14 protein-coding genes are annotated in these 16,798 nt (G+C 72.6%); 1 reads left to right on the top strand and 13 read right to left on the bottom strand.

What is annotated here, in order from left to right; all coding sequences use genetic code 11:
- Nucleotides 1-197: 197 nt before the first annotated feature.
- From AB0I94_RS23660 to AB0I94_RS23640, 5 genes are all read right to left on the bottom strand, one after another.
- Entirely contained in the window at nucleotides 198-974 is a 777-nt protein-coding gene (locus tag AB0I94_RS23660; RefSeq protein ID WP_363311602.1) for an ABC transporter permease, read from the bottom strand.
- On the bottom strand, nucleotides 971-1,921 hold the full coding sequence (locus AB0I94_RS23655; protein WP_363311601.1) for an ATP-binding cassette domain-containing protein: 951 nt from the start codon (nucleotides 1,919-1,921) through the stop codon (nucleotides 971-973). The genes AB0I94_RS23660 and AB0I94_RS23655 overlap by 4 nt, the downstream gene beginning before the upstream one ends.
- 108 nt (nucleotides 1,922-2,029) lie before the next feature.
- Complete coding sequence (locus AB0I94_RS23650) at nucleotides 2,030-2,704, bottom strand: response regulator transcription factor (RefSeq protein ID WP_363311600.1); 675 nt, start codon at nucleotides 2,702-2,704, stop codon at nucleotides 2,030-2,032.
- 225 nt (nucleotides 2,705-2,929) lie between these two features.
- Nucleotides 2,930-4,129, bottom strand: coding sequence for a sensor histidine kinase (locus AB0I94_RS23645; protein ID WP_363311599.1), 1,200 nt, complete (start codon nucleotides 4,127-4,129; stop codon nucleotides 2,930-2,932).
- 356 nt (nucleotides 4,130-4,485) lie between these two features.
- The gene (locus AB0I94_RS23640; RefSeq protein WP_363311598.1) at nucleotides 4,486-6,108 is read right to left on the bottom strand and encodes a serine hydrolase domain-containing protein; all 1,623 of its coding nucleotides are present in this window, start codon (nucleotides 6,106-6,108) and stop codon (nucleotides 4,486-4,488) included.
- A gap of 158 nt (nucleotides 6,109-6,266) precedes the next feature.
- Here AB0I94_RS23640 and AB0I94_RS23635 point away from each other — a divergent pair, with 158 nt between their 5' ends.
- Nucleotides 6,267-6,893, top strand: a complete 627-nt coding sequence (locus AB0I94_RS23635; RefSeq protein ID WP_363311597.1) for a TetR/AcrR family transcriptional regulator — start codon at nucleotides 6,267-6,269, stop codon at nucleotides 6,891-6,893.
- Between the two features lie 44 nt (nucleotides 6,894-6,937).
- Here the strand turns inward: AB0I94_RS23635 and AB0I94_RS23630 are convergent, their stop codons facing one another.
- The 8 genes from AB0I94_RS23630 to AB0I94_RS23595 form a co-directional block, all read right to left on the bottom strand.
- Complete coding sequence (locus AB0I94_RS23630; RefSeq protein WP_363311596.1) at nucleotides 6,938-7,735, bottom strand: endo alpha-1,4 polygalactosaminidase; 798 nt, start codon at nucleotides 7,733-7,735, stop codon at nucleotides 6,938-6,940.
- Nucleotides 7,732-8,397 (bottom strand): spherulation-specific family 4 protein, encoded by a 666-nt coding sequence (locus AB0I94_RS23625; protein WP_363311594.1) that lies wholly within the window; start codon nucleotides 8,395-8,397, stop codon nucleotides 7,732-7,734. The genes AB0I94_RS23630 and AB0I94_RS23625 overlap by 4 nt, the downstream gene beginning before the upstream one ends.
- Nucleotides 8,394-9,326: an NAD(P)-dependent oxidoreductase gene (locus AB0I94_RS23620; RefSeq protein ID WP_363311593.1), complete on the bottom strand. Its 933-nt coding sequence runs from the start codon at nucleotides 9,324-9,326 to the stop codon at nucleotides 8,394-8,396. The genes AB0I94_RS23625 and AB0I94_RS23620 overlap by 4 nt, the downstream gene beginning before the upstream one ends.
- Nucleotides 9,327-9,333: 7 nt before the next feature.
- Nucleotides 9,334-10,047, bottom strand: coding sequence for a nucleotidyltransferase family protein (locus tag AB0I94_RS23615; protein ID WP_363311592.1), 714 nt, complete (start codon nucleotides 10,045-10,047; stop codon nucleotides 9,334-9,336).
- A 90-nt stretch (nucleotides 10,048-10,137) separates the two neighbouring features.
- Nucleotides 10,138-11,142: a GDP-mannose 4,6-dehydratase gene (locus tag AB0I94_RS23610; RefSeq protein ID WP_363311591.1), complete on the bottom strand. Its 1,005-nt coding sequence runs from the start codon at nucleotides 11,140-11,142 to the stop codon at nucleotides 10,138-10,140.
- A 91-nt stretch (nucleotides 11,143-11,233) separates the two neighbouring features.
- Nucleotides 11,234-12,673: a hypothetical protein gene (locus AB0I94_RS23605; RefSeq protein ID WP_363311590.1), complete on the bottom strand. Its 1,440-nt coding sequence runs from the start codon at nucleotides 12,671-12,673 to the stop codon at nucleotides 11,234-11,236.
- Nucleotides 12,670-14,214, bottom strand: coding sequence for a GT4 family glycosyltransferase PelF (pelF, locus tag AB0I94_RS23600; protein ID WP_363311589.1), 1,545 nt, complete (start codon nucleotides 14,212-14,214; stop codon nucleotides 12,670-12,672). The genes AB0I94_RS23605 and pelF overlap by 4 nt, the downstream gene beginning before the upstream one ends.
- Before the next feature lie 241 nt (nucleotides 14,215-14,455).
- Nucleotides 14,456-16,615 carry a hypothetical protein gene (locus tag AB0I94_RS23595; RefSeq protein ID WP_363311588.1) on the bottom strand — a complete coding sequence of 720 codons (2,160 nt, stop codon included), beginning with the start codon at nucleotides 16,613-16,615 and terminating at the stop codon, nucleotides 14,456-14,458.
- Between the last annotated feature and the right edge of the window lie 183 nt (nucleotides 16,616-16,798).

The raw sequence follows: 16,798 nt of genomic DNA, 5'->3' as shown, positions 1-16,798 counted from the left end.
GGATGGCTTCGTCGGCGCGGGACATTGCCAGCACACTAGCCATAGGGAACGACCCCCGTATATCCCCGTACGGGTGGCTTTTCCTGCCAGGAGGGGCGCATCGGGCGGGCCGGGAGGCGCGCGCGGGTGTGGCTCCGCGGTGCGGTTCCTCGACGGCGCCCCCGGCCAGGCACCGCGGGGGCGGGGGGCGCGTCGCGTCATACGTCCCTTCGGCGCAGGCGCCACCCGGCCGCCGCCAGGAGCAGCAGGGTGTAGGTGGCGACCAGGCCCAGCGAGGGCCAGGCGCCGAGGCTGCCGACGGCCTCCGGGCTCGCGTCCGAGGTCTGCGTGAGCTTCTCGAGGGCTGCCGTGGGCGTCGCCCCCGTGACCCAGCGCTGGAGGTCGCCGAGCAGCGGGCCGAACAGGGACGGCAGGAGCAGGACGCCGACCACCGTGACGACGGCTCCGGCCGAGTGCTTCAGGAGGGTGCCGACCGCGAGACCGATGAGGCCGACGAGCGCGAAGAGCCCGGCGATGCCGAGCAGCGCGGGCATCGCTTCCCCTTGGGCGTACCTGCCGTCCTCCAGGACCGCGCCGCCGATGAGATAGGCCGCCGTGCAGGAGGCGAGCCCTGTGGCGTACAGCAGGCCGGCCAGCAGCGTCGCCTTGGCGGCGAGCACCCGGCCGCGGCGCGGTACCGCGGTGAGGGTGGCGGTGATGGTGCCGCTCGCGTACTCGCCGCACATGGTCAGCGCGCCCACCGTGCCCGCGACCATCAGCGAGACGACGCTGAGGGTGAGGCTGCCGCCGAGCACCGTGTCGTCGGGCTGCAGACTGCCGCTCAGCCCGACGAACACCGCGCCGACGACGGTCAGCAGACCGGCCGTGAGGAGGGTCCAGCGTGTGGAGCGCAGGCCCGCGAACTTGGTCCACTCGAAGGCGATGGCCTCGCGGAAACCGGGAGGGGACGGGGTCATGGACTCTGTCGTCGTCATCGTGCCGGTTCCTTTTCCTCGGCTTCGTACGTCGTCGTCGCCGTGCCCCGGTACTCCACCGAGGTTCGCGTCATGTCGGTGTAGACCTCCTCCAAGGAGGAGAAGACCGGGGTGAGTTCGTGGATGGCCAGGCCTTGCGTGCGGGCCAGCTCGCCGATCTCGGCGGGCCTCAGGCCACCGACGCGCCAGCCGCCACGCGCGTCCAGGCATACGGAGGCGCCCGCCGTCTCCAGCAGGGCCCGCATGCGCTGCGCCTCGGAGTCGGGCGTACGCAGCAGGGTGGCGCCCTGGGAGTTGGTCTCGATGAAGTCCCTCATGTCCGTGTCCGCGAGGAGCTGCCCGCGGCCGATCACGATCAGGTGATCGGCGGTCAGTTCCATCTCGCTCATGAGGTGGCTGGAGAGGAACACCGTCCTCCCTTCCGCCGCAAGGGACTTGAGCAGATCGCGGATCCAGCGGATGCCCTCGGTGTCCAGGCCGTTCACCGGCTCGTCGAGGATGAGTACGCCGGGGTCGCCGAGCAGGGCGGCCGCGATGCCCAGACGCTGGCCCATGCCCAGGGAGAGCCCTTTGGCCCGCCGTCCCGCGACATCCGTGAGGCCCACCGCTTCGAGTACCTCGTCGGCCCGGCTTCGGCGGATGCCGTTGCTGCGGGCCAGGCCGAGCAGGTGCCGGCGCGTGGTGCGTCCGCCGTGCACCGACCTGGCGTCCAGGAGGGAGCCGACCTCGCGCAGAGGTGCGGTGAGGCGGTCGTAGCGCCGCCCGTTGACCGTGACCGTGCCGCCGCTCGGCGCGTCGAGGCCGAGGATCATGCGCATGGTGGTCGACTTTCCGGCGCCGTTCGGGCCGAGGAAGCCGGTCACGCGGCCGGGGCGGACGGTGAAGGTGAGCCGGTCGACCGCCGCCTTGTCGCCGTACCGTTTGGTGAGTTCGCGTGCTTCGATCATGCCGTCGACGCTACGGAAGGCGGGCGCCGCCGACATCTGCCGACGGGAGTCGGTGGCTACTCCCCGGGGAGTAGCCACCGCGGGGTCACCAGACCGGTGGCCGCCGGATCATGCTTCACCCGCGCGCACCAGGCCGGTCTCGTAGGCGAGCACCACCAACTGCGCCCTGTCCCGCGCCCCGAGCTTGGTCATCGCCCGGCTGACGTGTGTCTTCGCGGTGAGCGGCGACATCAGGAGCCGTGCGCCGATCTCGTCGTTCGACAGTCCGCGGCCGACCAGCGCGAGCACTTCGCGCTCCCGGTCGGTCAGCGGATCGAGGAGTCGCAGTGCCTGCGCCTCGGGCGCCTTGAGGCGGGCGAACTCCTCGATCACCCGGCGCGTGACCCCGGGCGCCAGGAGGCTCTGCCCGGCGGCGACGGTGCGGATCGCGGTGCGCAGGTCGTCCGGTTCGATGTCCTTGAGCAGGAAGCCCGCGGCTCCCGCGCGCAGCGCGTCGAAGACGTACTCGTCGGCCTCGAACGTGGTGAGGACCAGGACGCGTACGGCGTCCAGGGCGCGGTCGGCGACGATGCGGCGGGTGGCTTCGAGGCCGTCGGCCCGCGGCATGCGGATGTCCATCAGGACGATGTCGGGGCGGGTGGCGCGGGTCAGCTCCACAGCCGCGATGCCGTCCGCCGCCTCGCCGACCACGGCGAAGTCTTCGGTGAGGTCGAGCAGGGCTCGAAACCCGGCGCGGACGACGGTCTGATCGTCGACCACCAACACCCGAATCCGCTCACTCATCCCGCGCCTCCCTCCGATGGCACAGCCCCTCCCTGAACGGAGAGCACCGGCTCTCCCCCGACGCAAAGCGTCACTCCTTCGGCGACGGGAAGCAACGCCCGCACCAAGCGACCCGCCACCGGGTGACGGGGAGCAGTACCCGCACCCCAAGACCGCCGCCCACCGCGACACCCCACTCGCGCATGCCGACCCGAACCCCGACCACCTCCACCCCACCCCGGCCGCTCACACCCCTCCCCCCGCGACGGGAAGCAGCGCCCGCACCCGCCACCCGCCACCCCGCACCGGGCCCGCATCGAGGTCGCCGCCCATCGTGGTGGCCCGCTCGCGCATGCCGATCAGGCCGTAGCCCTCGCCCTCCCCCTCCCTCTCCCTCTCCGCCTCGGCGGTCGACCGCCCGTCGTCGGTGATCTCCACCGCCAGGCGGTCGTCCGCCACCGCCACCGATACCGCCACGTGCCGGGCCTCCGCATGCTTGATCACGTTGGTCAGGGCCTCCTGGACGATGCGGTACGCCGCCAACTCCACCAGCTGCGGCAGCTCCCGGCCACCGGTGTCGGCGTGCAGGGACACCCGCAGCCCGGTGCCCCGCACCCCCTCCACCAGCTCGTCCAGCTGTGCGAGGCGGGGAGCCGGGTCGGCGGAGGCCGTCCGCCGACCCTCGCGCAGCACCCCCACGGTGGTCCGCAGCTCGCGCACGGCTTCCTTGCCCGAGGTCCGCACCTGTCTCATCGCCGTCCGTGCCACCTCGGGTCTGCTGTCGAGCGCGTCCAGGGCGAGGCCCGCCTGCACGGTCATCGCCGACACGGTGTGGGCGACCACGTCGTGCAGTTCGCGCGCGATGCGCACCCTCTCCTGGTCGACCTTGCGCCGCGCCTCTCGCTCCCGGTCGGCCTCGGCGCGTTCGGCCCGGTCGGCGTACTCCTGCAGCAACTCCCGGCGCCCGCGCACCACTTCACCGAGCAGCAGCGGCACGAGGGGCCAGAGCATCTCCAGGAGCGGGGCGCCCTGGGGCTGCGCCACGTCTTTGCCCGCGATGACCGACACGACCCCCGACACCAGGGCGGCGACCACGGCGGTACGCAGCGTGCGACGCCGCCCGCCCCGCACGGCAAGGGCGTACAGCGCGACCATCACCGGCAGATTGAGCAGCTCCCCGATGTGCCCGTAGAGCGCCCAGCCCGCGCAGGCCGCCCCGGTGACTACGGTGACGGCGACCGGCCACCGGCTGCGCACCAGGAGAGCGGCGACGGACACGGCGAACAGCAGCCACGTCAGCCAGTCGGCCTGCCGGTGGCCGGGACCGTTGACCGCCGCGTCCAGGCCCGTGAGCAGCGCGACGACCGACGCCACTGCCAGGTCGGTGAGGTGCGGGGACAGGGGCCGTGGGAGGCGCCGCTGCCGGGGGCGGGAGGCGGTGGTCACGGAACTCACGATAGGAGCCGTGCGCGCGGAGTGCGTACGACACAGGAAGTAGCCCCGAGACGTACCCCTGCACAGACCCCGAGGCTTCTCCCAGCCGCGACCCCCATCTAACCCTGAGATGTGTCAGGAACCACGGAAGAGGCAAGGGCAGCGGGCCCCTCGGCCGTGTCCGAGCAGGCCCTCGGCGCCTCCGGCTGCGCGGCCTGCCGGAGGCCTTCGGCGTACACCGACCGCGAATCGTCCAGGGCGTGCGTCGAGGCACTCGTCGACGCCGGCCGCCACAGCAGGTGACCTACCAGCCCGTCGGCAATCTCTGCCCGCCCTCCAGAGGGCGGGGACCTTCATCCGCCTCGGCCTCAACAGCCGCTCTCGGTGCCCTGTACCTGTGCTGCACCTGTGGTGGACCCACCGCCGCCCGGCTCGACCAGCCGGTCGGCATCGATCGTCGACCCCTCCGCCTCTGCGGCGTCGCCCCGACCGCGCCGCAGATCCAGCGCCCCGAGAGCTGCCCGCTCCACCGCCAGCAGCAGTGCCAGCGCGATGGCGGTCACCAGGCCCCACCCCACGTCGGGGAGCCACAGCAGCGCCAAGGGCAGCGTGCCGCCGAGGGTCGAGGGCAGCCACCACAGGAGTGCCGCGACGGCCAGGGCGGTGGTGACCGACACGAGGGTGGTCACGGTGATCCTGCGCCGGGAGCGGGCGCGGAGTGCCGCGCGGCGGCCGGGCCTGCGGCGCAGGAGTGGGGCCGCCACTGCCAGCAGCAGCACTCCCGCGAGGGCGGCCACGGCCCAGGGCAGGGCGACGGCGAAACGGTCTACGGGCGTGGTGCGGGCATCCGTGCCCGAAAGGAGCTGCGCCGCCCCGAAGGCCGCGTCGGCGAACTCCTTGGCCCGCAGCTGGTGGTAGGCGTTCTGCAGGACGATCACGGCGCGGTCGCTGTCGGGCAGCATGACCAGCATCGCCTGGTGGCCGGGGAGCGCCCCGTCGTGCCAGATCATCCGTTCGCCCGTGCCCTTGAGCGTGCCGACCGACCAGCCGAGGCCATAGCGGTCGGTACTGCTCTTCACGTGGCCGCGCTGGGTGTAGGCGATCCCCTTCGCGGACAGCACCCGGTGTCCGTGCAGGTCGCCGCCGCCCAGTTCGGCGAGGGTGAAGCGGGCCAAGTCCTTTACGCTGCCGCCCACATGTCCGTACGGAACACCCGAGGTGTCATAGGGCGCGTCGAACGGGACGGCGTTGCCGAACACGGAGCGGTGACCGGGGGCCACCCGCTCGCGCGCGAAGTCCCGCTCGGTGGCGACGGCGTGCTCCATGCCGAGCGGGTCCAGGATCTTCTCGTGCAGGTAGGCGCCGAACGGCCGTCCGGACACCTCTTCGACCAGCGCACCGAGAACGGCGTACCCGGCACTCGAGTAGGCGAAGGAGCGGCCGGGCCGGTCGGCGGGTTCGACAGCCGCCAGATCGCGGGCCGCGCCGGCGAGAGCGCCCGGCGCGTTGTCATAACGGTCCCCGATCTCTGTGGATGCGGAGGTGGGGATGCCGCTGGTGTGGGTGAGCAGATGCCGGACGGTGACGCGGTCGGAGACGTCCCGGTCGGCGAGCTTGAACCATGGCAGATACGTGCGCACCGGCGAGTCGAGATCCACCCGCCCCGTCTCCACTTGCTGCATCACCGCCAGGCCGGTGACCGGCTTGGACAGTGATCCCCACAGGAAGGGGGTGTCGGGCGTGACCGCCCGGCCCCGGCCGTCCTCGCCGAAGCCCCGCTGGTGCACGACCCGGCCGTCCTCGATCACGGCGAGGGCGGCACCGGGCGTGCCCGTGGCGGCGAGCCGCCCGCGGACGAACGCGTCCACCTGCGACCAGTCCCCCACGTCGGCGGCCATGCCGCGCGAGAGGGCACCGCCCCTCGATCCCGCGTCCCCGACCGCCGAAGCGGGTGGGGCTGAGCCCGCCATCAAGCCCGCGACGAGCGCCACGCCCGTCACCTGCCTTAAGCGCGCGCCCCATTGGCGCCCTTCGGCCTTCACTGCCCTTGCCATGTCCGTGGCCACCCTTGGTTTACGTCCGACCGTTTTTACCATATGAGCATATGGTAAAAACCTTACGCAAGGGCTGCGACGGCTACCCTGGCGGCATGCCGAAGGTCGTCGATCACCAAGCCAGGCGCATCCAGGTCGCCGACGCCGTACAGAAATTGGTCACCGAAGAAGGGCTCGACCGGGTCACCGTGGCGCGGACCGCCGCGACGGCAGGATTCTCCGTCGGTCACGTGCAGCACTACTTCCCGACCAAGGACGAGATGCTGCTGTTCACGCACGAACGCGTCGTCCACAAGGTCCTCGACCGGGTCTCCGCCCTGGGGGAACGCGCCACGCGACAGAAACTCCCCATCCGTGACGTGGTCGTCGAAGGGCTGGGCGAATGGCTCCCGGTCGATCCGCGCCGCCGCTCGGCGCACCGCGTGGTGCTCGCCTTCCTCGGCCGCACCGTCGACAACCCACGCCTGGCCGGCTCCCACGCCGAGACGGGCCGGCTCATCCGCTCGATGCTCGCCACCGCCGTCCACAACGGCAAGGAGTGCGGCGAGGTCCCGGACGCCACCGACCCGGACCTCGCCGCACTCGAACTTCACTGTCTGACCGAAGGTCTGGCCCTCCAGCTCGGGTCCGAACCCGACGCCACCGGTTCCCGGGCCGCGCTCGATCTCCTCGCCGCACGCGTCCGGGCCGTCTTCCCCGGGCGCTGCCGCCAGTACGGCTGACCCTCGGCCGGCGTCAGTCGGTCAGTGTGCCGCAGGGCCCGCGTTCAGCAGGGCCTGCGCCACTCGTCCAGGTTCAGCTTCTTGCGCATGGACGACAGGCCGAGGCGCCGGGACTGGGCGCAGAACCTCTCGTTCGGCACCGCGTACTCGACGTGCAGTACCGCCTTGCCCGCCTTGACGAAGGGCGTGAGCGACGCGCACTCGTCGTACTGTGCGCACTCCTCGTTGACGGCGAAGTCGAAGTCCCGCACCAGACGCGGGATCTGCGGGAGGTCGCTCTTCAGGCCGACGGACAGGCCGCGGTCGTGGGCGAGGCGGGCGACCATGCGGTTGAAGGCCAGTTGGTGGCGCGCGGTCAGGGGGAAGCCCGTACGGTTGAGGTAGCCGTCGAGCAGGTCCGGCTCGACCGCGTCAAAACCCTTGCGGCGGCACATGTCGAAGCGCTTCGCGAGGAGCGGACGCAGCACGTCCAGGCGCCGGATGTCGAGCCAGCGCTCGCCCTTCCATCCGTTGGCGCGGCCGAGTACGGATGCGGGGTAGTCGTCGCTGTCGGGGCGGAAGGACTCCCAGGCACCGGCGTTGATGTAGCAGATGACGCGACGCCCGTCGCGGTGCAGCCGGGCCACGTCGGACGCGCGGTTCTCGAACCCGTCGATGTCGTAGACGGGGACGTCCACGCGCGGGTCGACGCGCCCGTCGAGCTGCCACTGCCAGGTGGTGCCGGGCCTCGGCCGCCACCGGTCCTGGGCGTCGCCGCCCCCGCCGCCCCGCTCCGCCGACGAACACCCGGCGAGCAGCAGGACGGCGACGAGGAGCGGGCCGAGCCACGTGCGGTGCCTCACGACGCACTACCGGCCGCGGGCAGCGGCGGCGGCTGCGTCCAGGGGTTGGGCCCGGCACCGGGCACCGCGCAGTGCACCCCCGCGCCCCGCTGCACGGCGGTGCGCCCCGCGAGGCGGGCCAGCGCGGGCGGGACTCCGTAGACGAGGTGGCAGAACTGCTCAGGGGGGTGCTTGGCCGTCCAGGACGGGGCGGCGAAGGAACGCAGATACGTCGTCCAGTGCCCCTCGAACGTGACGAGCAGGTCGGCGGCGCGGGCATAGCCGGGCGCCGGATGCACGCCCGGGTTGAGGACCACCGTGCCCGCGCCCCGCTCCCGCGCCGAGCGGACCATGCGCCGGCAGTGCCGCAATTCGCGGCGGCCGGACGCGACCTGGTCGAAGAAGCAGCCGTCGACGCCGTACCAGGCGCGGTACCTGTCCAGGTCGTCGGTGACTGCGGCGAGCGGCCGGTCCCCGTACGCCGTGTCCACGTACCCGAGCACCCGTACCCCCGCCTCGCGCAGGGCTCGCGAGGCGGCGGTGAAGGCGGGGTCGGGGGCCGTGCCCGGGCCGTCGGCGGCGTTCAGGACGACGCCGTACAGCTGAGGCGCCGCCGCCACGAGCGCCTGCCAGGCCGCGGGGTCCGCGGCCGGGTGGACGTACAGCGGCACCAGCAGCGTCATCGCGGGTCCCCCGCGGCGGACGCCGACCGCGTGTGCGGCATCCCGTCGGCGGCCCACAGCGCGGTCACGGAATCCCGCAGGGAGTGCACCGGCGTCCAGCCCAGGTCCCGTTCCGCGGCGCCGATGTCGGCGCACTGCCAGGGCACGGCCACCGACCGGCCCACCTTGCCGAGCGTCTCCTCCACGCGCCCCGTGAAGCCCGCGGCGCCGACCAGACCGTGCACCAGGTCGCGCACCGGGACGGCCCTGCCGCTGCCGATGTTGAGCAGGCGCGGCAGCCGCGACGGCAGGGTCACCGCGAGTGCGACGGCATGCGTCACATCGCGTACGTCGACGAAGTCCCGGTAGGCGGACAGGTCGCCGACGTGGACCGTGGCATGCGGCGTCCGGGCCACCGCGCGGCCGAGCTCGGCGGTGAGCCGCCCCGGGAGTCCGGCCCGGGACGCCCCGGGGCCCACCGGGTTCGTGACCCGCAGCACGAGCGAGTCGAGCCGCGTGTCGAGGACGGCCAGGGTGCCGGCCAGCTTGGTGGCTCCGTAGGGGGCGACCGGGCGGGCGCAGGCCTCCTCCGTCGTCCGCTCGCCGATGCCGGTCGGCCCGTACTCCGCCGCCGAACCGAGGTGCACCAGGCGCGCGTCGGGCACCGCCGACCGCATGGCCTCGCACAGGGCGGCGGGGCCACGGGAGTTGGCCTCGGCGAGGGCCAGCGCGCTGCCACCGACCGCGCCCACGCAGTTGACCACGGCGTCGGGCTCGGCCCGGGTCAGCTGCTCGGCCAGTGCGGCGGGCGTCATGTGGGCGAGGTCGACCCGGAGGTCGTCCGAGGGGGCACGGCCGCCGCGCAGCAGCCGCACGTCCGGCAGGGCGTGCAGCCGCTCGGCGATGTGCCGGCCCAGGTATCCGGTGGAGCCCAGGACGAGAATGCGCACGGCCTCCTCACGCTCCCTTGAGGAGCAGGGAGCGGTGCGTGGTGAACTCCGCGTTCGCCCGGTCGTAGTCGTCCGGGCGTCCGATGTCGAGCCAGTAGCCGTCGAACGCGTAGGCGTGCGGCGGGGTCTCGGTCTTCAGCAGGTCGAGGACCAGCTCGTCGAAGCCGAGCGGCAGGCCCGGCGTGTAGGAGGCGAGCGTGTCGCGCGACAGTCCGTACACCCCCATGGAGACGCGGTAGTCCACGCTCGGCTTCTCGGTGAAGGCGACCACACGATCCGACTCGGTGGTCAGCACCCCGAAGTCGATGCGTACCTGGCGTGCGTACGTGGCGATGGTCAGCGGCGCACCGGAGGTGCTGTGGCTGTTCAGGACGTCCGCGTAGTCGAGGTCGGTGAGGATGTCGCCGTTCATCACGAGGAAGTGCTCGGGCAGCCGGTCCATCATCGTCAGGAGGGGGCCCATGGTGCCGAGCGGGCTGTCCTCCGTGGAGTAGCCGACGCGCAGCCCCCAGCGGGCGCCGTTGCCGACGTAGGCGCGGATGATGTGGCCCAGGTGGCCGATCGCGATGGTGCAGCTGGTGAATCCGGCGCTCGCCAGCTGACGCAGGACGATCTCCAGGATGGCGTGCTGGTCGCCGATCGGGACCAGCGGCTTGGGCAGCGTGGTGGTGTACGGCCGGAGCCGGACGCCCTTTCCTCCGGCAAGAATCACTGCGTGCATGGTTGTCTCCCCTGTGAGTGACCAAAAGTGGTCAAGCGGCTGGATGCGCATGGCTGTTGACGGGCCGTCAAAGTCGCGCGGAGGGGCGGCTCAGATGTTGTAGATGTCGGTCTTGTAGCGGGCCAGATTGGCCGGGTCGCGGAAGAACTCGACGGTGCGGGCAAGGCCCTGCTCCAGGTCGTGTCCGGGCGCCCAGCCGGTGGCCGCGCGCAGCCGGCTCGCGTCGGCGACCAGGCGCATCACCTCGGAGGCCGCGGGCCGGATGCGCTGTTCGTCCTCGCGCACGTCGAGGTCGGCTTCCATCACCTTGCCGATGAGCCGCACCAGGTCACCGACGGAGATCTCACCGCCGGTGCCCGCGTTGAAGGTGCGGCCCACGACGGCGTCCGCGGGCGCGGTGCCGACGGCGATGAAGGCCTGCGCGGTGTCCGCGACGAAGGTGAAGTCACGGGTGGGCCGCAGGTCGCCGAGAGTGATCTCCCTCGAACCGGAGGCCACTTGTCCGATGACGGTCGGGATCACGGCGCGCATGGACTGGCGCGGCCCGAAGGTGTTGAAGGGGCGCAGGGTGACCACGGGCGTCTCGAAGCTCGCGTGGTAGCTGTCGGCGAGCCGATCGCCGCCGGCCTTCGAAGCGGCGTACGGGGACTGGGTGTTGATGGGGTGGTCCTCGGTGATCGGCACGGTCTGCGCGGTGCCGTAGGTCTCGCTGGTGGAGGTGTGCACCAGGCGGGGTGTCTGAAGGTGGCGCACGGCTTCGAGGACGTTGAGCGTGCCGGTCACGTTCGTGTCCACGTAGCTGTGCGGGGCCTGGTAGGAGTACGGGATCGCGATGAGGGCGGCCAGGTGGTAGACGGTCTCGGCGCCGGTGACCAGGCCACGGACGGAGCCCGGGTCGCGTACGTCACCGAGGACGATCTCGACCTCGGCGAGCACCTCGGGGGCGAGGGTCTCCAGCCAGCCGTAGGAGGAGAAGGAGTTGTACTGCGCCATCGCGCGGACCCGGTGGCCCGACGCGACAAGGGCCTCGGTGAGGTGCGAGCCGATGAAGCCTTCGGCTCCGGTGACGGCGACGAGGGGTGCTGCGGATGCCATGAGCGCTCCTGGTGCTGGGGACGGTGAGGAAGGTGGTGCGGCGGGCGGGGACAGGGCCCGGTGGGCGTGGCGCCGGACGGCGCGGGTCGGCTCAGGCGTGCGCCGTGGGCCTGCCCAAGTGGTGGACGGCGACGGCGAGGAGCGCCGACGCGGCGGCGGTACAGCCGATGAGTTGTGCGGTGGGCGTCGAGACGGTGCCGGTGAGCGGCAGCGCCGTCACGATGGCGGCGGCGGCCAGGCAAGGCGCCGCGGACGGCCAGGCGACGCCGAACGCCTGGAGGAGCAGAGCGGTCCACAGCACGACCCCGAGCAGGAGGAGCCGGCCCGCGCTCGCGCCGACGAGTACGGCGCCCAGGGCGAGCGGCACGAGATAGGCCGCGGCGCACACGACGAGCGCACGTGTGGAGCGCAGCCTGAAGCCTCTGGGAGTGGTGGAGGCGTGCAGGGCGGCCACGGCGAGCCCGCGATAGCGGTAGAGGAGCCACTCGGCGGGGCCCATGCTGAGCGTCAGCACGATGACGGCGTACGGCTCCTGGCTCCCCGCCACCGCGGTCAGCGCACCGGCCGCGAGGCCGAACAGGCCGTACGGAACCGAGTGCGCCAGGCCAGGTGCAGGGCCCGGCGCCGGGGGTGTCCGAAGCGCCGAGCGCAGTGCGTGCCCCGCGGCGGCCGTCGTGAGCAGGACGGTGAGCAACGGCAGTCCGACGCGCAGGAGTTCCGGCGGTTGCCACCACGGCGTGACGGCCGCGGCCGTCACGACCGGGAGGAGCGCCGCGGCAAGGATCTTCTCGTGGCCGAGCACGAGCAGCAGCCCGGCCGCGGCGAGATAACAGGACTGCCCGACGGCGAACAGCGCGGCGGCCCCCGGGCCCGCGACCAGCAGGCCGGCGAGCGACGCGGCCACGAAGCCGAGCGGCGCGCCGACCAGCAGGGTGCGCCCCGCCTCGTGCCGCCCCGTCGCGAGCCTGCTGTAGGCGCGGTGGCTCAGCGCCTGGGACCAGGCCCAGGACACCAGGGCCGCGGCTATGAGCCCGTGCAGCCCGGAGGCCGACCCCCAAGCGCCCTGCGCCAGTACGTATGCCGTACCGGGGAGCGCGAAGAGGAGCCCGCGCAGGGCGCAGCGCAGGTGGTCGGGGCGCCAGGGGTCGGGCGGCACAGGCGGCTTCGGATGGCTGCGCGGTACCCGCCTGAAGACGGCGTCGGCCAGCGAGAACAGATCGGGGTGCCCATAGGTCTCCTGGATCCTGTCGCCGGTCAGGCCCTGCGACTCCAGGAGCGCGGCGACTTCGTAGGCGTGCACGGCCGCGCCCGCGTCGTCGGCGAGTTCGGCGGCGAGGCGGTCCACGGGGTCGTCGACCCTGGCGGCCCGCAGCCCGACGCCGGGCCGCGGGCGGGGCCGGTCGTCGTAGGCGCCGGTGCGGGGCGGACGCGCCAGGCGCAGGGCGAGGGTGTCGTCCGCGCCCGAGGCGTCGCCTTGGTCCGCGCGACCGGCGTGCCTGCCGCGGGGTCTGAGAGGGAGGGGGCCGCTCATCCCGCCACCTCGCCCGGGGCCGAGGCGTGCTGACCGATGGACTCCGGCTGACGCTGGCCCTGTTGAGCGGTGCCGGCCAACTCCTCGTATATGGAACGGAACGCGTCGACCGTCTGGCGGAGCGTGAACTGCTCGATCACCCGAAGCCGGGCCGCCTCACCCATCGCGGCGCGGCGCGCGGGGTCGCGGAGCAGTTCGACGACGGCCCGCGCCATGGCCTCCGGCGCGCGCGGCGGCACCACGAGTCCGGTGGGGCCCACGGCCTCGCGCACCCCGCCGACATCCGTGGAGACCGTGGCCCGCCCGCAGGACATGGCCTCGATCAGGGTGAACGGAAAGCCCTCGCTGATGCTGGACAGCATCACCACGTTGCCCGCCGAGTAGGCGTCCTTGATGTGCTCGACGCGGCCCTCGAAGACCACCGCGTCACCGTGGCCGAGCTCGGCGGCAAGGGCTTGGCAGCGCTCGCGGTAGGCCTCGCCGCCGCGCGGGGTGCCGCCGAACAGGCGCAGCCTGGCGTCCGGGATCTCCTGCCTGACCAGGGCGAAGCTGCGGATCAGGGTCTCCAGGTCCTTGATCGGGTCGACCCGGCCCGCCCAGCTCAGGGTGGGGGTCAGCGGTTCGGGGCCCGCGGGCGGGAAGGCCTCGGGGTCCACGCCGTTGTAGACGGTGCGGATGAGGGCGGGCTCCGCGCCGCCGCGCTCCTCCCAGAGGCGGTTGTAGCGGTTGCCCGGGGTGATCAGGGAGGCCTGGCGGTACGTTTCCTCGGCGAGCAGCCGGAAGAACCCGAGCAGCACGGCCTTGACGGGCCAGCTGTACGGTCCCGTGCGGTAGCCGAGGTAGCGCTCGCGCAGGTACACGCCGTGCTCGGTCAACAGCAGGGGAACACCGTGGAGTTGGCGTCCCACCAGGCCCGGCATGGCCGCGATGCCGCCGCTCACCGCGTGTGCGACGCCGCTCTCGGGAGGCCGGGCGGCGAGCGGACGCAGCGTGTGTTCGAGCAGTCCGGTGGCGGTGACCGCGTCATGCAGCGTCGGCCGCGCCTCGGCGCTCGCGCGCCCGGGGGCGTTCCACACGGAGCTCAGGACGTGCACCGCGCGGTCGGTGCGCAGCGCGGGGGCCAGGGCGCCGTCGCGGGCGTGCCGGGCGAGGTCGTGGAGTGCGGGGGCGAAGCCGTCCTCGGCGGCAGGGTCGAGCAGCGCGGTGAGGAACTGTTCGTAGGCGCCGAAGAGTTGACGTCCGCGGCGGCCACGCGGGGCGCGTCCGGCGGGGGTCGGGCCCCACATGGGCAGGCAGACGGGCTCCTCGACGTGTGGCGGCAGCTCCCAGGCGAGGCTCTCGCGGCCGGTGCCGGTGACGGCGAGCACGCCGAAGTCGATGTCGGGCATCCCGCGGACGAGCTGGTCGCACCAGACGCTGACGCCACCGTGGCTGTGCGGGTAGGTGCCTTCGGTCAGCAGGGTGACGCGGGGCCGTGCGGGGTGGCGCGAAGAAGCGGGGAAGGGTGCCGGTATCGGCACGGGTGAGGGCGAGTCGGGCATGGTTGAGGCTCCGCGGGTGAGATACGAACGCGAGGGAGCCGACGGCAGCGCCCGCCCCGGGTGGGCCGGAGTAGGCGCGTTCCGTGAACGGCGGCATGCGGGTCGTACGGGCGCGGGGGGATGGTGGTGCGGTGTGGCCCCTGGCCGGGGGCCGTACGGGGTGGCGGGGGCGGGCGGCGTCTGCCGTGGGCCCGGTGACCGGCCGGGAGGGGCCGTCCGGTCACCGAGTGCGACCGTCGGGTCAGCGCCGGTCGGGCAGTGCGCTTGGCGTCCGGCCGTCGGTGCCGGGCTTCACGTACCTGGTGGCGCCGGGCGGGACGGGCAGCTTCTTGGCCGCCTTCACGATGTCGTGCTCCTCGGCCGCCGCCTTGCCCGGCGCGGGCGTGGACGGCAGGTTGAGCGTGACGCGGCTCTGGAGGAGGGCCGGGGACACCCAGCCGGAGGCTCTTCCCGCGTACGCGGTCCCGAACGGGTCGGTGCCTAGGAGGAGTTGCCGCACGGTGCCGGTGGGCATGGTGGCGCGGGCGGCCACGCCGGACGGGGCCTGGACGGTCACCGTGCCGCCGATCCGGTAGGCGGTGACGCGGCCCGCCTTGACGGCCGTGTCCCAGGCCGTGCGGGAGCGCAGTTCGCCTCCGATGTCGGCCATCCGCAGGTTGACCACGGGGGCGTTGTCCGCGAACAGCGCTTTGTACGCGTCGAGGACGGAGCCGAGCACGGGGTACGCGATGCGGTCCTCGGCGAGGTTCGACTGGTGGATGAAGTGCGGCCGGGGGTCGTTCGCCAGGACGTGCCCCATCGCTATCGTCGACTCCACCGGCACGATGTGGTCCTGGTAGCCGGTGGCGGGGTCGAGGGGGCGGTCCAGGCAGGTGGCGACGGAGGAGTTCTCACAGACACCGCTGCCGCCGTCCGCCTTGCGGGTGTAGATCCAGTTGTACTCGTCGATCTGCTCGCTGGTGCGGCCCGCGTTGTAGAAGACGTTCATCGGGAAGCGCGGCACGGTCAGGGCCGAGCCCACCGGGCGCTGTCCCCGGTCCCGGGAGTTGTCCGAGCCGAGCCAGGTCACACCGTTGTCCCGCAGGGCCGTGCTCAGGTTCGGGTTGTCGTCCGGCTGTTGGGGAAGGACCTTGAGCCCCGAGTGCTCGCCGGTCACCAACTCGTCGTTGTCGAGCGGCAGTCCGGCGCGCTGCCCCCAGTTGCGGTTGTCGGATATCTGTTGGGAGATCTCCTGACGCGAGACGTAGCGCGTGCTGCCGTCCGCGTTCTTCGCGCAGGTCCACGGCACGGCGCTGACGTCCTGGACGCAGCCGAGGAAGGGGTGGTTGTAGGTGTGGTTGATCCAGCGGTGCTCGCCCCGGTCGGCGATCAACCGGTCCGCCAGGGGGTCCGCGCCGCCGTTCTCCTCGCGGAAGAGTTCGCTGCCACCGCCGTTGTAGGCCATGTCGAGCGGGAACTTGCGGCCCTTGGACCACTGGGCCGCGTAGGCCGCGTCGTCCGCGGTCATGCGGATCGGGTCGGGTGTGCCCTGGCCCGGCGGGCAGTCGACGTCGCCCGGGGTGCAGTTGAGCTCGCTGTCCCAGCGGTCGTCGGCCCCGAAGACGTCGTCGACGTGCACGGCGAAGTAGTTGCGGGACGAGCCGAGCTGCACGCCCTGGGTCATCCAGTCCACGATGCCGCGGGCGAGGAGCCGGAACTGCTGCTGGTGCTGGTTGTAGACGAAGGTCACCACCAGCTCGCGCCGCCCGTCGTGGCGGTACTCGCCCACGAGTGAGCCGCGCCCCGAGGCGCCGGGGATCGGCGCGTCGACGTAACTCGTGAAGTCGGCGCCGGGCGCGGGCTTGGACAGGAAGCCGTAACTCTCGTTCGTGCCGGGAGCGTTGTCCTCGAAGGGCACCTGCCCGGCGAGGTAGCCGAAGGGTCCGCTCTTGCCCGACGCGGTCACCTCGGCCCGCACGCCGTCGAGCGAGCCACTGAACTCCGGTGTTTGCAGGCCCGCTTCGGGCCTGGCGTACGTGTAGGCGTCGACCTGCGGGATGGCGTAGGTCTGCTCGTAGGCGGCCAGGGCGGCCATCTCGGCCGTTTCGGTGCCGAACGGGTTGTCGTTGGGCAGCACGACGGCCTGGAACTTGGCGCGCGCCCTGCCGTCGACGGTGTCTGCGAGGAACGCGGCGTTGATCACCGGCCGCCCGCTCTGCCGCAGGTCGACGGTTGTGTACGGCGTGCCCTGGCCGTCGAGTTCGGCGGTGATCGCGGCGGTGGCGGGGCCTCCGTCGGTCACCACGAGGATGCGTAGGTCGATGCGTGGCAGCTCGGCCGCCGCTGCCGGAGTTCCGGGCAGCGAGAGCGCGAGAAGCAGAGCGGCGGCGCCGAGAGCCGCCGCTCGTGCGGTGTGATTCATGCGGTGCGTGGTCCCCTCCACGGTCGGACCGAGGGATGTCTCCACCCCCGTGGCCCGCCCCCCGATGACACGCCCACACGTCGCAGTGTGTGTCCGTGTCGCTCTGACGCGTCACATAGTGCGGCCCACCTGTGGGGTCTGTGCGGATTCTGTGAAACCTGGCGGAAAAAAGATGGCGAACCT

The organism is Streptomyces sp. NPDC050147, from assembly GCF_040660195.1.
Lineage (GTDB): Bacteria > Actinomycetota > Actinomycetes > Streptomycetales > Streptomycetaceae > Streptomyces.
Note: the sequence above shows the minus strand (reverse complement) of the source record. Positions and strands in the feature narration are given on the sequence as shown.

Coding starts and splice junctions, on each gene's coding strand:
- AB0I94_RS23625 (WP_363311594.1), bottom strand. CDS start 8,397: ATGACGCTGCTGGTGCCGCTGTACGTCCACCCGGCCGCGGACCCCGCG.
- AB0I94_RS23635 (WP_363311597.1), top strand. CDS start 6,267: ATGCCGAAGGTCGTCGATCACCAAGCCAGGCGCATCCAGGTCGCCGAC.
- AB0I94_RS23605 (WP_363311590.1), bottom strand. CDS start 12,673: ATGAGCGGCCCCCTCCCTCTCAGACCCCGCGGCAGGCACGCCGGTCGC.
- AB0I94_RS23650 (WP_363311600.1), bottom strand. CDS start 2,704: ATGAGTGAGCGGATTCGGGTGTTGGTGGTCGACGATCAGACCGTCGTC.
- AB0I94_RS23655 (WP_363311601.1), bottom strand. CDS start 1,921: ATGATCGAAGCACGCGAACTCACCAAACGGTACGGCGACAAGGCGGCG.
- AB0I94_RS23595 (WP_363311588.1), bottom strand. CDS start 16,615: ATGAATCACACCGCACGAGCGGCGGCTCTCGGCGCCGCCGCTCTGCTT.
- AB0I94_RS23660 (WP_363311602.1), bottom strand. CDS start 974: ATGACGACGACAGAGTCCATGACCCCGTCCCCTCCCGGTTTCCGCGAG.
- AB0I94_RS23615 (WP_363311592.1), bottom strand. CDS start 10,047: ATGCACGCAGTGATTCTTGCCGGAGGAAAGGGCGTCCGGCTCCGGCCG.
- AB0I94_RS23610 (WP_363311591.1), bottom strand. CDS start 11,142: ATGGCATCCGCAGCACCCCTCGTCGCCGTCACCGGAGCCGAAGGCTTC.
- pelF (WP_363311589.1), bottom strand. CDS start 14,214: ATGCCCGACTCGCCCTCACCCGTGCCGATACCGGCACCCTTCCCCGCT.